At 59.4% G+C, this 14435-nt stretch carries 10 protein-coding genes; 6 read left to right on the plus strand and 4 right to left on the minus strand.

Annotated features, from left to right (window positions below):
• Positions 1-11 precede the first annotated feature (11 nt).
• A complete protein-coding gene (gene flgE / locus BK658_RS00310) occupies positions 12-1340 on the plus strand; it encodes a flagellar hook protein FlgE (protein WP_123580159.1) in 1329 nt (442 codons plus the stop codon).
• 304 nt (positions 1341-1644) lie between these two features.
• On the opposite strand, the gene BK658_RS00315 is transcribed toward flgE, so the two are convergent.
• A complete protein-coding gene (locus tag BK658_RS00315) occupies positions 1645-4539 on the minus strand; it encodes a ribonucleoside-diphosphate reductase subunit alpha (RefSeq protein WP_123580160.1) in 2895 nt (964 codons plus the stop codon).
• 730 nt (positions 4540-5269) lie between these two features.
• On the opposite strand from BK658_RS00315, the gene BK658_RS00320 reads away from it, so the two are divergent.
• Together BK658_RS00320 and BK658_RS00325 are read left to right on the plus strand one after the other, a co-directional pair.
• Entirely contained in the window at positions 5270-5995 is a 726-nt protein-coding gene (locus BK658_RS00320; protein ID WP_054593592.1) for a response regulator, read from the plus strand.
• Entirely contained in the window at positions 5992-7602 is a 1611-nt protein-coding gene (locus BK658_RS00325) for an ATP-binding protein (protein ID WP_123580161.1), read from the plus strand. Before BK658_RS00320 ends, BK658_RS00325 begins: the two co-directional genes overlap by 4 nt.
• Before the next feature lie 145 nt (positions 7603-7747).
• Here the strand turns inward: BK658_RS00325 and BK658_RS00330 are convergent, their stop codons facing one another.
• Both BK658_RS00330 and BK658_RS00335 read right to left on the minus strand, forming a co-directional pair.
• Complete coding sequence (locus BK658_RS00330; protein WP_123580162.1) at positions 7748-8473, minus strand: 4'-phosphopantetheinyl transferase family protein; 726 nt, start codon at positions 8471-8473, stop codon at positions 7748-7750.
• Between the two features lie 184 nt (positions 8474-8657).
• Positions 8658-9449: a dienelactone hydrolase family protein gene (locus BK658_RS00335; RefSeq protein ID WP_123580163.1), complete on the minus strand. Its 792-nt coding sequence runs from the start codon at positions 9447-9449 to the stop codon at positions 8658-8660.
• A 238-nt stretch (positions 9450-9687) separates the two neighbouring features.
• On the opposite strand from BK658_RS00335, the gene BK658_RS00340 reads away from it, so the two are divergent.
• Entirely contained in the window at positions 9688-10365 is a 678-nt protein-coding gene (locus BK658_RS00340; protein WP_123580164.1) for a response regulator, read from the plus strand.
• Entirely contained in the window at positions 10362-11708 is a 1347-nt protein-coding gene (locus BK658_RS00345) for an ATP-binding protein (protein WP_123580165.1), read from the plus strand. The genes BK658_RS00340 and BK658_RS00345 overlap by 4 nt, the downstream gene beginning before the upstream one ends.
• A 54-nt stretch (positions 11709-11762) precedes the next feature.
• On the opposite strand, the gene BK658_RS00350 is transcribed toward BK658_RS00345, so the two are convergent.
• Positions 11763-12761, minus strand: a complete 999-nt coding sequence (locus tag BK658_RS00350) for an AraC family transcriptional regulator (RefSeq protein ID WP_123580166.1) — start codon at positions 12759-12761, stop codon at positions 11763-11765.
• A 336-nt stretch (positions 12762-13097) separates the two neighbouring features.
• On the opposite strand from BK658_RS00350, the gene BK658_RS00355 reads away from it, so the two are divergent.
• Complete coding sequence (locus tag BK658_RS00355; protein WP_123580167.1) at positions 13098-14432, plus strand: dicarboxylate/amino acid:cation symporter; 1335 nt, start codon at positions 13098-13100, stop codon at positions 14430-14432.
• The last annotated feature ends 3 nt before the right edge of the window (positions 14433-14435 follow it).

Below are 14435 nucleotides of genomic sequence, written 5' to 3' on the forward strand. Positions count from 1 at the left end.
AGGAGTGGAATATGTCTTTCAATATCGGCCTTAGCGGTCTCTATGCAGCCAACAAACAACTGGACGTGACCGGTAACAATATCGCCAACGTCGCGACTACCGGTTTCAAGTCTTCGCGCGCCGAGTTCGCCGATGTCTACTCGGCAACCAAGCTGGGTAATGGCAGTAAAGTCGTCGGCAGCGGCGTACGCCTGGCCAACGTTTCCCAGCAGTTTACTCAGGGTGATATCAGCAACACCGGTAACGTGCTGGACATGGCCATCAATGGCTCTGGCTTCTTTACCCTGAACAACAACGGCTCGACGTCCTATACCCGTGCCGGTACGTTCAAGGTCGACAAGGATGGTTTCATCACCAATACCGATCAAACCTCCCGTTTGCAGGGTTACGGTGCGGACGCCAACGGCAAGATCATCAACGGTGTGTTGACTGACCTTAAGATCGACACCTCGAACCTGGCGCCAAAACCGACGTCGACCGTGTCCTCGACGATCAACCTGAACTCGACTGCTCCGGTGATCGACGACACGATCCCGGCTAACAAATTCGACCCGGGCACCCTCGCCACCTACACCAAATCGTTCAGTACGCCGATCTATGACAGCCAGGGCAACTCGCACGTCTTGGATCAATACATGGTGAAGACCGGCGCCAACACCTGGAAGACCTACACCCTGGTAGACGGTCGCAACCCGGATGCCACCGGCAGCGACCCGAAAGTCACCGCCCCGGTCGCCACGACCATGACGTTTGATACGACCGGCAAACTGGTCTCGGTTGCCACGCCTCCTGCAACACCGGCGGCGCCTAACGCAAGTAACACCGTAACATTAGGTGGCTGGGTACCAGGCACAGTGACCAACGGTGTGTGGGCGGCCAACGGCGCGGCACCAAGCGCTAGCGGCATGGTCATTTCGATGAACAACACCACGCAGTTCAATGCCGACTCCGCCCGTTCGATCCCGGCTCAGGATGGTTACGCTACCGGCCAGATTACCAACCTGACAATCGACGGCACCGGTACCCTGTTCGCCAACTTCAGCAACAACCAGAGCAAGGCCATCGGCCAGGTTGCGCTCGCAAGCTTTACCAACGAGCAAGGCCTGCAAGCCGTAGGCGGCACCAGCTGGAAAGAAACGTTCGCCTCGGGTATCCCGGGGTATGACGCGCCAACCACCGGTACACTGGGTTCGATTCAGTCCAACTCCCTGGAAGAGTCCAACGTCAACCTGACCAACGAGCTGGTCAACCTGATCAAGGCGCAAAGTAACTACCAGGCCAACGCCAAGACCATCTCGACCCAAAGCACCATCATGCAGGCCACCATTCAGATGACCTGATACCGGGTAACGCTACACAAGGAGCCCCTCGAAAGAGGGGCTTTTTTGTGGTCGGGATTTCTGTCTGGAATTGAGGTTCTGGTTGTCTGGGCTGGCCCCATCGCGAGCAGGCTCGCTCCCACAGGTGATCGAGTTCCCTGAGAGAAATGCGATCAAATGTGGGAGCGAGCTTGTTCCGGGCGGCGTTCCGACGATGGGGTCACTATGGTTACTGCTTTCCTTGAGGCAAAAGAAAACCCCCGACCAGTCCAGAAGACTGATCGGGGGTTTCAGGTAGGCACCTTGCGATGCTTACCGGCTCAGCCTATTGGCAGGCTTCGCAATCCGGCTCGTCGATGGCGCAGGCCTTCGGTACTGGAGCTGGACCGGCTGGAGCCGCCAGGACCGAGTCGTCACCGTGGTTGCCGCCGCTGGAAACAGCGTTCAGCTTGCCGGTGTTGATGGTCGACTTCTCGGTGCTGGTCGCGGCCAGGGCACGGAGGTAGTAAGTGGTTTTCAGGCCACGGTACCACGCCATGCGGTAGGTCACGTCGAGCTTCTTGCCCGATGCGCCGGCGATGTACAGGTTCAGCGACTGAGCCTGGTCGATCCACTTCTGACGACGGCTGGCCGCGTCAACGATCCACTTGGTGTCGACTTCGAAGGCAGTCGCGTAGAGCTCTTTGAGTTCTTGCGGGATGCGTTCGATCTGCTGCACGGAACCGTCGTAGTACTTCAGGTCGTTGATCATGACCGAGTCCCACAGACCGCGAGCCTTGAGGTCGCGAACCAGGTACGGGTTGATCACGGTGAATTCGCCCGACAGGTTCGATTTCACATAGAGGTTCTGGTAGGTCGGTTCGATCGACTGCGAGACGCCAGTGATGTTGGCGATGGTCGCGGTCGGTGCGATGGCCATGATGTTGGAGTTACGAATACCTTTCTGTACGCGAGCACGCACCGGTGCCCAGTCCAGGGTTTCGTTCAGGTCAACGTCGATGTACTTCTGGCCACGCTGCTCGATCAGGATCTGTTGCGAATCCAGCGGCAGGATGCCTTTGGACCACAGCGAACCCTGGAACGTCTCGTAAGCGCCGCGCTCGTCAGCCAGGTCGCAGGAGGCCTGGATCGCGTAGTAGCTGACCGCTTCCATCGACTTGTCGGCGAACTCGACGGCAGCGTCGGAACCGTAAGGGATGTGCTGCAGGTACAAGGCGTCCTGGAAGCCCATGATGCCCAGGCCGACCGGACGGTGCTTGAAGTTGGAGTTCTTCGCTTGTGGCACCGAGTAGTAGTTGATGTCGATAACGTTATCGAGCATGCGAACGGCGGTGTTCACGGTACGTTCCAGCTTGGCGGTGTCCAGCTTGCCGTTGACGATGTGGTTCGGCAGGTTGATCGAGCCCAGGTTGCAAACGGCGATCTCGTCCTTGTTGGTGTTCAAGGTGATCTCGGTGCACAGGTTCGAGCTGTGAACCACGCCAACGTGCTGCTGTGGGCTACGCAGGTTGCATGGGTCTTTGAATGTCAGCCACGGGTGGCCGGTTTCAAACAGCATGGAGAGCATTTTGCGCCACAGGTCTTTGGCCTGGATGGTCTTGAACAGCTTGACCTTGCCCGGGTACTCGGTCAGGGCTTCGTAGTACTCGTAGCGTTCTTCGAAGGCCTTGCCGGTCAGGTCGTGCAGGTCAGGAACTTCGGACGGCGAGAACAGGGTCCACTTGCCGTCATCGAAGACGCGCTTCATGAACAGGTCAGGGATCCAGTTGGCAGTGTTCATGTCGTGGGTACGACGACGGTCATCACCGGTGTTCTTGCGGAGTTCGATGAACTCCTCGATGTCCATGTGCCAGGTTTCCAGGTAAGCGCAGACAGCGCCTTTGCGCTTGCCACCCTGGTTAACGGCGACAGCGGTGTCGTTCACTACTTTCAGGAACGGAACAACGCCCTGGGATTTGCCGTTGGTGCCCTTGATGTACGAGCCCAATGCACGAACCGGGGTCCAGTCGTTGCCCAGGCCGCCAGCGAATTTGGACAGCATGGCGTTGTCGTGGATCGCGTGGTAGATGCCCGACAGGTCATCCGGCACGGTGGTCAGGTAGCAGCTCGACAGCTGAGGACGCAGGGTGCCGGCGTTGAACAGGGTCGGGGTCGAGGACATGTAGTCGAAGGACGACAACAGGTTGTAGAACTCGATCGCACGGTCTTCCTTGTTCTTCTCTTCGATTGCCAGGCCCATGGCCACGCGCATGAAGAAAATCTGCGGCAGTTCGAAACGCACGCCATCCTTGTGGATGAAGTAACGGTCGTACAGGGTTTGCAGGCCCAGGTAGGTGAACTGCTGGTCGCGTTCGTGGTTGATCGCCTTGCCGAGTTTTTCCAGGTCGAAGGTCGCCAGGACCGGGTTCAGCAATTCGAATTCGATACCCTTGGCGATGTAGGCAGGCAGGGCCTTGGCGTACAGGTCGACCATTTCGTGGTGAGTTGCGCTTTCAGCGACTTCCAGGAAGCTCAGGCCTTCGGCACGCAGGGTGTCCATCAGCAGGCGCGCGGTCACGAACGAGTAGTTCGGCTCACGCTCGACCAGCGTACGGGCGGTCATCACCAGCGCGGTGTTGACGTCGGTCAGGGCCACGCCGTCGTAGAGGTTCTTCAGGGTTTCGCGCTGGATCAGGTCGCCGTCGACTTCTGCCAAGCCCTCGCAGGCCTCGGTGACGATGGTGTTCAGGCGGCCCATGTCCAGAGGGGCAAAAGTGCCGTCGGCGCGGGTGATGCGGATCGACGGGTGAGCCTGTACCGCTTCCTCGGCAGGTGCGCGTACTGCGCGCTCTTTGGAGCGGGCGTCACGGTAGATCACGTAGTCACGAGCGACTTTCTGCTCGCCGGCACGCATCAGGGCCAGTTCGACCTGGTCCTGGATTTCTTCGATGTGAATGGTGCCGCCCGATGGCATGCGACGCTTGAAGGTCGCGGTGACTTGTTCGGTCAGACGGGCAACGGTGTCGTGGATTCGCGACGAGGCAGCAGCAGTGCCGCCCTCAACTGCGAGAAACGCTTTGGTGATGGCGACGGTAATTTTGTCATCGGTGTAAGGAACGACAGTGCCGTTACGCTTGATCACGCGCAGTTGGCCTGGCGCGGTGGCGGACAGATCCGAATTCGAATCAGCGGCCATCGGCGCGGTGCCCTGCGGGTTCTCGCGAGTTGTGTCGGTTTGCATGGGTGTCTCCACGTTCTCTATGTTTGTTTGGGCACCATGAAGGTGCCCACCGTTCCGTCCTGAAGCACTACAACCGGCAAGTGCCGGGCATAACAACTTCGGGACAGTCAGGAAGGGGCTGTCGAGCGCCGCTTCCTTGCCGAAGTCTTTGGTCTCAGCTTGGGGCCGAAAACCGAATTCCGTTTGGGTGACAGTGATTGACTGCAACACCCGTACCGTTTTCGCCGTTGGCGGCTAAAAAACAGTCGCCATCCGCAGGTGCGGTTTGGGCTTCTGAAATTGTGTTTGGTTCAACCAGACAGAGGCAATAAAAGCGCTTGAATTTGGTGTCTGATTTGTGTTTGGTTTTTTGCGTAAACCCCTACATGTAGGGTTTTTTTTTAGCGCTAGCTACAAGATAATGCGTTTTGGGGGGTGATTGCAACGTACTACCTGTGGATAAAGCTGTGCGTAAAATGTGTATGAAACTGTCAATCGGCGTGTAGGCCGCAACCCTGCTGGGGCGGACCGTTTGTCATGGATTTTTGCGCTGAAAAATAGCCTTGGGCGGATTTTTGCGGGCGCGAACCCTATCACAAAAAAACGCAGTTACCGAGCGCATTTGCCAGCTTGTGTTCTCAAGGGAAGGCGTTGCTACAATCGGTCACTGCATACGCAGACTTATCCACTCCAATCATTACAAAAAGACGAGTGGAGCCTTCCTTAATAGTGTTCGGCAAAGAGGTCACCCGTGGAGCAAGAAGCCTGGCAGGTATTGATTGTCGAGGATGACCAGCGCCTGGCCGAGTTGACCCGTGAGTACCTCGAAAGCCACGGTCTGCGGGTCACGCTCGAAGGCAATGGAGCGCTGGCGGCGGCGCGGATTATCGCCGAGCAACCGGACCTGGTGATCCTTGACCTGATGCTCCCCGGCGAAGACGGCCTGACGATTTGCCGCAAGGTTCGTGATCACTACGACGGGCCGATCCTGATGCTCACGGCGCGCACTGACGACATGGACCAGATCCAGGGCCTGGACATGGGCGCCGATGATTACGTGTGCAAACCGGTGCGCCCGCGTTTGTTGCTGGCGCGTGTCCAGGCCTTGCTGCGACGTAGTGAAGCACCCGAGCCTGCGGCACCGGAAAAACTCCGTCGCTTGCAGTTCGGCCCGCTGGTCGTCGACAACGCGCTGCGTGAGGCGTGGCTGCAGGACACTGGCATCGAGTTGACCAGTGCCGAATTCGATCTGCTCTGGCTGCTGGTGGCCAACGCCGGGCGGATTCTGTCCCGCGAGGAAATTTTCACGGCGCTGCGAGGCATTGGCTACGACGGTCAGGATCGCTCGATCGATGTGCGTATTTCGCGGATCCGGCCGAAGATCGGCGATGACCCGGACCATCCGCGACTGATCAAGACCATTCGCAGCAAGGGTTATCTGTTCGTTCCTGAAGCCTGTGTAGATCAGCCCTTGTGAACTCGATCTTCCTGCGCATTTATGGCGGCATGTGCGCCGCGCTGATTCTGGTGGCGGTGCTTGGTGTACTGGCCTTGCACCTGCTCAACCAGGTGCGCAGCGAGCAATACCGCGAGCGCCTGGCCCACGGTACGTTTTCCTTGATGGCCGACAATCTGCAACCGATGAAAGAGACCGAGCGTCATCGAGCGTTGCTGGTGTGGGAGCGTTTGCTGGGCATTCCCTTGAGCTTGCAGACGTTCGCCCAGACCGACCTCGACCTGAGCCAGCGCACGCGGGTGCTGCACGGCCAGGCATTGGTGGAGCAGACCGGCCCGCACGCGGCAAAGGTTTACCGTTTGGTCAGCGATAAAGAGCAGCTTGTTCTGACCGGAGAAGTGCAACAGATCAGCGAGCAACTGGCGCGGGCGACCATTTACCTGTTGGCCGATGAGTTGGTGCGTTATCCGGTGGCCGAGCAGCCCAAGCGTCTTGAGGCGTTGAAGAAGGACAAGGGCTTTGGCTTCGAGCTGCAACTGATTACCGTTGATCAGGCGGACATGGACGAGGACCAGAGCCGTCGGGTCTCCGAAGGCGACACGGTGATGGCGCTGGGCAAGGGCGGCGATTCGATCCGGGTGTTTGCCGGGATGGTCGGTACGCCCTGGGTGCTGGAAATCGGCCCGCTGTATCAGATGAATCCGTACCCGCCGGAGTGGCTGGTATTGATTGCTGCGCTGGGTCTGAGCCTGATCGGGTTGATCGTCTATTTGCTGGTGCGCCAGTTGGAGCGCCGCTTGCGAGGCCTGGAGTCGGCCGCCACACGGATCGCCAAAGGCAGCCTGGAAACCCGCGTGCCGGCAAGGGGTGCGGATTCGGTAGGGCGATTGGCGGCGGCGTTCAACGGCATGGCCGAGCACCTTCAGCAACTGTTGGCGATTCAGCGTGAACTGGTGCGTGCGGTGTCCCATGAGCTGCGCACGCCTGTTGCGCGATTGCGTTTTGGACTGGAGATGATCAGCACGGCAAGCACGCGACAAGCGCGGGAGAAATACCTGGAGGGCATGGATCACGATATCCAGGACCTTGATGGCCTGGTAGACGAGATGCTCACGTATGCGCGGCTGGAGCAGGGTTCGCCAGCGCTGAACTTCCAGCGCGTCGACCTCGATGCCTTGGTCAATCAGGTGATCGGTGAACTGGCGCCATTACGCGCCGATGTGACGGTGCATCGCGGCCTGTGCCTGTCGGCTGCCGATTGCGATGGCGCCTGGGTCGAGGCTGAGCCGCGCTACCTGCATCGGGCGTTGCAGAATCTGGTGAGCAACGCGATGCGTCATGCCCAGTCCCAGGTGTCGATCAGTTATCAGGTGGGGCAGCAGCGTTGTCGCGTCGATGTCGAAGACGATGGGCCGGGCGTGCCGGAAAATGCCTGGGAAAAAATCTTCACGCCATTTTTGCGTCTGGATGACAGCCGCACCCGGGCGTCCGGCGGGCACGGCCTGGGGTTGTCTATCGTGCGCCGGATCGTTCACTGGCATGGCGGTCGGGCGCTGATCAGCAAGAGTAAAAGCCTGGGTGGCGCGTGTTTCAGTCTGAGCTGGCCCAGGAACCAGGAGAAGCCCTGAGATCTTTATCTTTTGTTCGGCCCTCATCGCGAGCAGGCTCGCTCCCACATTAAATCTGTGGTGAAAAACTTCATTTGCGAACACTGGAGATCCAATGTGGGAGCGAGCCTGCTCGCGATGACGGTAGAACAGGCACTGAAGATCGTCAGGCCTTGATGCTGACCAGGCTCAACAACTGCCCATCGTGTACGCCAAATTGCGCATCCAGTTCTGTGCCGTAGTGCCATTCGCTGGAGAGGTCGGTCAACAAGCGCAGGCGCACATGCCCGCTGTCGGCCCATTCCAGCACTTCGGCGTGTTCGAAATAGAAGCGCTTCTGCACGATGGGGTAGAGCGCCTTGAACAGGCTTTCCTTGACCGAGAAGGTCAGGGTTACCCACAGCGCCAACTGATCTTGACGACCCGCAGCCATCCGTTCGAGCTCGGGCGGGGTCAGGATTTCTGCGGCCAGACGCTTGGCACGTTCGGCGTCCAGCAGGTTTTCCAGGTCCATACCCAAGCTGCGCCAATGCGTCTTGCGCGCGACAATAGCGGCGGCCCGGCCGGTGCTGTGGGTGATCGAACCACAGATATGCGCAGGCCACACGGGCGCGCGGTCCTCGCCAATCGCCGGAGTGCAGTCCAGACCCTCCAGTTGCTGCAAGGCAGCCCGGGCGCACACCCGCCCGGCGAGAAACTCGGCCTGACGTTTGGCGACTGAGCGCTGGATACTGGGGGGCGGTTCGATCGTACTGCGCCGGAAGTCATCGAACGCCAGCAATGATGGATCGAAACGAGTGCTGAGCAGTACCGTGTCGGGCAGCACGTCAGGCAACGGCCAGTGGGCGTCGAGCGGCGAGCAGCAGGCGGGGAGAGCGGGGAGCGGGTTCATCCCGGCATTTTGCCGGGTTGACCAAGAGCTGGATAGCCTTGCTTGAGCCTGCACACAGCTTGATCGTTCCCACGGTCCCCGTGGGAACGCCGCCCGGGACGCTCCGCGTCCCTCCGTCGATGTGACGCAAAGCGTCACAGGATGCGTTCCCACGCAGAGCGTGGGAACGATCAGTGCGAGAGGGTTAGCCAAAGATTTTTTTGAGGAACGCCTTCATATCCGCCCACGAACTTTCATCGGCGGCTTTGTTGTAGCCGATGTCCGGGCCGCCGTGATCGCCGTGGCTCAGGCGATCAGCGTCCGGATTGCTGAAGCCATGCTTGGCACCTTTCAGGCTGACGAACTTATAGTCGGCGCCAGCCTTGTCCATTTCAGTTTTGAACGCTGCCACTTGATCCGCGGTGATCATGCTGTCCAGAGCGCCATGTTCCACCAGTACTTTGGCCTTGACGCTGCCGGGCGTCGCCGGGGTTTTGGTCGCCAATACGCCGTGGAAACTCACCACACCCGCCAGCGGAGCCCCTTGGCGGGCGGCATCGAGGACAATCCCGCCGCCGAAGCAGTAACCGATCGCGGCGAGTTTTTTCGGGTCGGTCTGCGGTTGTTTTTTCAGCAGATCAAGCCCGGCATTGAAGCGGGCACTGGCCGTTGCGCTGTTTTTCAGCGCTTCATTCATGAATGCCATGGCGTCATTCGGGTGCTCGGTGTTTTTGCCTTTGCCATACATATCGATCGCCAGCGCGCTGTAGCCTAGCCCGGCGAGGTCGCGGGCCCGGCGCTTGGCGTAGTCGTTAAGCCCCCAGAACTCATGGACCACCACCACGCCCGGGCGAGCCCCCTGAATGCTATCGTCGTAGGCGAAATAGCCGATCATTTCAGTCCCGTCGGCACTCTTGTAAGGGATTTCCTGAGTCTTGATTGCCGCTTGGCTGAGACCGCTCAGGGTGAGTAAAACGAGTGCGATCAATACGCGCATGGTGATGCTCCTTTAAAAGACGTTCAGACAGCCTAGTCGATCCTGTTCAGTCCGAGTTCAGCGGGTTGTGGTTAACCTACAGTCACAACTGTGGTATCGGTTACTTCGTCAGGGTTGTCCGGGATGATGCAGCAGGTTTTGCCAAACACCTTGGTTGAACCGGGTTACCGTTACTGGCGTATTAGCCATCGAGGTGCGAGGTACCTGTGGAGATGTTGATTTTGCCTGGGAGAGCGTTATGAAACTGCTGGTCGTCGAAGACGAAGCGCTGTTGCGTCATCACCTGCAAACCCGCCTGGCCGACAATGGCCATGTGGTCGAGTCCGTGGCCAATGCCGAAGAGGCCTTGTACCAGACCGGGCAATTCAACCATGACCTGGCGGTGATCGACCTCGGTTTGCCGGGCATGGGTGGGCTGGACCTGATTCGCCAGCTGCGTGCGGAAGGCAAGACCTTTCCGATCCTGATCCTGACCGCACGCGGCAACTGGCAGGACAAGGTCGAGGGCCTGGCCGCCGGTGCTGACGATTACGTGGTCAAGCCGTTCCAGTTCGAAGAGCTGGACGCGCGCCTGAACGCCTTGCTGCGCCGCTCCAGCGGTTTTACCCAGTCAACCATCATTGCCGGGCCGCTGGTGCTGGACCTCAATCGCAAGCAGGCGACCCTCGACGAGCAGCCGTTGGCACTGACCGCTTACGAGTACCGGATCCTCGAATACCTGATGCGTCATCACCAGCAGGTGGTCGCCAAGGACCGTTTGATGGAACAGCTCTATCCGGACGACGACGAGCGTGATCCAAACGTGATCGAAGTGCTGGTCGGCCGTCTGCGGCGCAAGCTGGAAGGGCCGACCGGCTTCAAGCCGATTGATACCGTGCGTGGTCTGGGCTACCTGTTCAACGAGCGCTGCCGGTGATTCGATCGCTCCGTCTGCGCTTGATGCTTGCCGCCACGACACTGGCGGTGCTGTTCATGCTGGCCTTGTTGCCGGCCATGCAGGGCGCGTTCAGCCTGGCGCTGCAAGATTCGATCAAGCAGCGCCTGGCCTCGGATGTCACCACACTGATTTCTGCTGCGCGGGTTGAAAACAACCGATTGCTGATGCCCACGCAGTTGCCGGACGAGCTCTTCAACCTCACCGACAGCCGCCTGCTGGGCTACATCTATGATCGCGACGGTCATCTGGTCTGGCGCTCGCGGGCGACTCATGAAGAGGACATCAGTTACCGGCCGCGTTACGACGGGCACGGCGATCAATTCGCGCGGATTCGTGAGACCAACGGCCAGGAATTCTTCGTCTATGACGTTGAGGTCAAGCTGCTCGGCGGCAAAAGCGCAGCGTTCAGTATCGTCGCGCTGCAACCGGTGCGTGAGTACGAGCAGACACTCGAAGGCCTGCGGGAAAATCTCTACCTGGGTTTTGGCGCCGCGTTGCTGGTATTGCTGTCGCTGCTGTGGATCGGCCTGACCTGGGGCTTGCAAGCCTTGAAACGCTTGAGCCAGGAGCTGGACCAGATCGAGAACGGTGCCCTTGAAAGCCTCAGCGAAGAACACCCCCGCGAATTGTTGCGCCTGACCGGCTCGCTGAACCGTTTGCTGCGTAGCGAGCGTGAACAGCGCAGTCGCTACCGCGACTCTCTGGATGACCTGGCTCACAGCCTGAAAACCCCGTTGGCGGTGTTACAAGGGGTCAGTGAAGACATGGCCCAGCGGCCGGAAGATCGGGAGCAGGCGTGGGTGCTGCAATCGCAGATCGAGCGCATGAGTCAACAGATCAGCTATCAGTTGCAGCGTGCGAGCTTGCGTAAAAGCGGCCTGGTGCGTCACCAGGTGCGGTTGCGGCCGGTGCTGCAAAGCCTTTGCGACACACTGGACAAGGTCTATCGCGACAAGCAAGTACGGACCTCGTTCGACCTGCCGAACCCGTGCTACGTGCCGATCGAGCAGGGCGCTTTGCTGGAAATGCTCGGTAACCTGCTGGAAAACGCCTATCGCCTGTGCCTGGGCGAAGTGCGCGTCAGCTTGCGGCAAACCGTGAGTGGTGTGGAGCTGTGCATCGAAGATGACGGCCCGGGCGTACCGCCGGATCAGCGTGCGCGGATTCTTCAGCGCGGCGAGCGGCTGGACCGCCAGCACCCGGGGCAGGGCATCGGCCTTGCGGTGGTCAAGGACATCATCGAGAGCTATGGCGCACAGTTGACCCTGGGGGATTCAGCCTTGGGCGGCGCGGCATTCCGGATTCATTTCCCGGCGGTGTGAAACAACCTCGATAATCTCGTTCCCACGCAGAGTGAGGGAACAATCACTGACGACTCAGTTCTCCTGCGCGCGATAAGCGCCTGGCGTCAATCCGGTCCACTTCTTGAATGCCCGGTGAAACGCTGACGGTTCGGAGAATCCCAGCTGTTCGGCGATCTGTTGCAACGACAGGTCGGCACGGCTGAGGTGATAAATCGCGATGTCGCGGCGCAGTTGGTCTTTCAATTCCTGAAAACTCGAACCCTCTTCACGCAAGTGCCGACGCAAGGTCTGCGGGCTGATGTGCAGGTGTGCGGCAACCGCTTCCAGGTCTGGCCAGCGCGCACTGTCGCGGCTGAGCAGGCGGCGTAACTGGCTGCTGAGGCTATCGCCGTCATCCGGGCGCGATAGCAGGTCGGCGGGCGAACGTTCGAGGAAATGCTTGAGGGTACGTTCGTCCTGCAACAACGGCATGTGCAGGTAACGGCTGTGGAACAACAGACTGCTTTGCTCGGCCGAAAACACCATCGGGCAGGGGAACAACAGGTCGTACTCGGCAGCGTGCCCGGGTTTCGGGTAGCTGAAACAGGCCTGTTCCAGGCGAATGCGCTGACCGATCAGCCAACTGCCCAGTCGATGCCAGATCACCAGCTGACATTCGCTGAAAAAGTGCTCCGGGTCCCACAGCTGAGAATCATCCAGGCTCAAGCGAACCATTTCACCTTCGCGGGTCAGGGTCAGGCGCGGAGCGTCGGGGAATAGGCTATAAAATAATAAGCCGCGACTGAGTGCTTTCTCGAGCGTACGGCAGTGAATCAAGGCATGGCACATCATGGCGAAGGTGCCGCGTTTGCTTGGGCCACGGGCAAAGCCCAGGTATTCGTCATCCAGTGCTTGCCAGAGCCCTTGCAGCAGGCTGGTGAACTGTTCCGGCGCGATCCTTGCGCGAGGTTCGTCGAGCAATTCGGCGCTGATCCCCAGCCGTTGCAACAGACCCGAAAAGTCATAGCCGCGCCGGCGTGCGCCACCGAGGGCCGCGCGAGCAAAATGACTGGCGATGGTACGTTCGCGCATTGGGGTCTGGTCCGTCCATTGAGTGGCGGATCTTAGCCACGGCCTGGTGACGGGACAAGGCGGATATCCGCCAAATTGTAGGATGAGAGCCGGTCTATGGGCGGAAAACCGCCACCCCGGTCGGATGGTCAAGGCACGACGGGAACCCTGCAGCCCTGATAGCAAAAGGCTTTTGGGCGATTCTGGCAAGGTGGCACGGGCTTTGCGATAAGGGCGAGAGGTCTGCCAGCGCGCAGCTCGACAAAACAAATCCCTCCGGTGCAGGAGGGTTCGCACTTTAGGTGTCGCCTGCCTCAGATGATTGATTGCAGCGCGGTGCTCTTGAGGAACTTTGCAATGACGACTCGTCAGCCACTGTACAAATCCCTGTATCTTCAGGTGATCGTTGCCATCGCTATCGGCATCCTGCTCGGTCACTTCTACCCGCAGACTGCCGTGGCACTCAAGCCACTGGGTGACGGGTTCATCAAACTGATCAAAATGGTCATCGCACCGATCATCTTCTGCACCGTCGTCAGCGGTATCGCGGGCATGCAGAACATGAAGTCGGTCGGCAAGACCGGCGGTTACGCGCTGCTGTACTTCGAAATCGTTTCGACCATCGCATTGCTGGTGGGTCTGGTAGTGGTCAACATCGTGCAGCCAGGCAACGGCATGCACATTGATGTCAGCACACTGGACGCCTCCAAGGTTGCGGCCTATGTCGCGGCCGGCGCTGATCAAAGCGTTGTTGGCTTCATCCTGAACATCATCCCGGCCACCATCGTCGGCGCGTTCGCCAACGGCGATATCCTGCAAGTGCTGATGTTCTCGGTGATCTTCGGTTTCGCCCTGCATCGCCTGGGTGCCTATGGCAAGCCGATCCTGGACTTCATCGACCGCTTCGCCCACGTGATGTTCAACATCATCAACATGATCATGAAGCTCGCGCCAATCGGTGCCCTGGGCGCCATGGCCTTCACCATCGGTGCCTACGGTGTGGGTTCGCTGGTGCAACTGGGTCAGTTGATGGCCTGCTTCTACATCACTTGCATCGTGTTCATTCTGGTCGTGCTGGGCGGCATCGCCCGCGCTCACGGTTTCAGCGTGCTGAAAGTGATTCGCTACATCCGTGAAGAGCTGCTGATCGTACTGGGTACTTCCTCTTCGGAGTCGGTACTGCCACGCATGCTGATCAAAATGGAGCGTCTGGGCGCGAAGAAATCCGTTGTGGGTCTGGTGATCCCGACCGGTTACTCGTTCAACCTCGACGGTACTGCCATCTACCTGACCATGGCCGCGGTGTTCATCGCTCAAGCGACCGATACCCACATGGACATCACTCACCAGATCACCTTGCTGATCGTGCTGCTGCTGTCCTCCAAAGGCGCAGCCGGTGTGACCGGTAGCGGCTTCATCGTGCTGGCTGCCACCCTGTCGGCGGTCGGTCACCTGCCGGTTGCCGGTCTGGCGCTGATCCTCGGGATCGACCGCTTCATGTCCGAAGCCCGCGCCCTGACCAACCTGGTGGGTAACGCGGTTGCCACCCTGGTTGTGGCCAAGTGGGTCAAGGAGCTGGACGTCGACCAGATGCACACGGAACTGGCTTCCGGTGGTCGTGCCATCACCAATACGTACGGAGAAGACGATGTGCATGTGGCTGAAAGCCCGGCCCCGACTTCGGTGAAGTAATTC

The organism is Pseudomonas brassicacearum (assembly GCF_003732175.1).
Lineage (GTDB): Bacteria > Pseudomonadota > Gammaproteobacteria > Pseudomonadales > Pseudomonadaceae > Aquipseudomonas > Aquipseudomonas brassicacearum_G.

What these genes read in the sequence shown, in the direction of transcription:
- flgE (WP_123580159.1), top strand. Translation starts at nt 12, where the DNA reads ATGTCTTTCAATATCGGCCTTAGCGGTCTCTATGCAGCCAACAAACAA.
- BK658_RS00315 (WP_123580160.1), bottom strand. Translation starts at nt 4,539, where the DNA reads ATGCAAACCGACACAACTCGCGAGAACCCGCAGGGCACCGCGCCGATG.
- BK658_RS00330 (WP_123580162.1), bottom strand. Translation starts at nt 8,473, where the DNA reads ATGAACCCGCTCCCCGCTCTCCCCGCCTGCTGCTCGCCGCTCGACGCC.
- BK658_RS00335 (WP_123580163.1), bottom strand. Translation starts at nt 9,449, where the DNA reads ATGCGCGTATTGATCGCACTCGTTTTACTCACCCTGAGCGGTCTCAGC.
- BK658_RS00340 (WP_123580164.1), top strand. Translation starts at nt 9,688, where the DNA reads ATGAAACTGCTGGTCGTCGAAGACGAAGCGCTGTTGCGTCATCACCTG.
- BK658_RS00350 (WP_123580166.1), bottom strand. Translation starts at nt 12,761, where the DNA reads ATGCGCGAACGTACCATCGCCAGTCATTTTGCTCGCGCGGCCCTCGGT.
- BK658_RS00355 (WP_123580167.1), top strand. Translation starts at nt 13,098, where the DNA reads ATGACGACTCGTCAGCCACTGTACAAATCCCTGTATCTTCAGGTGATC.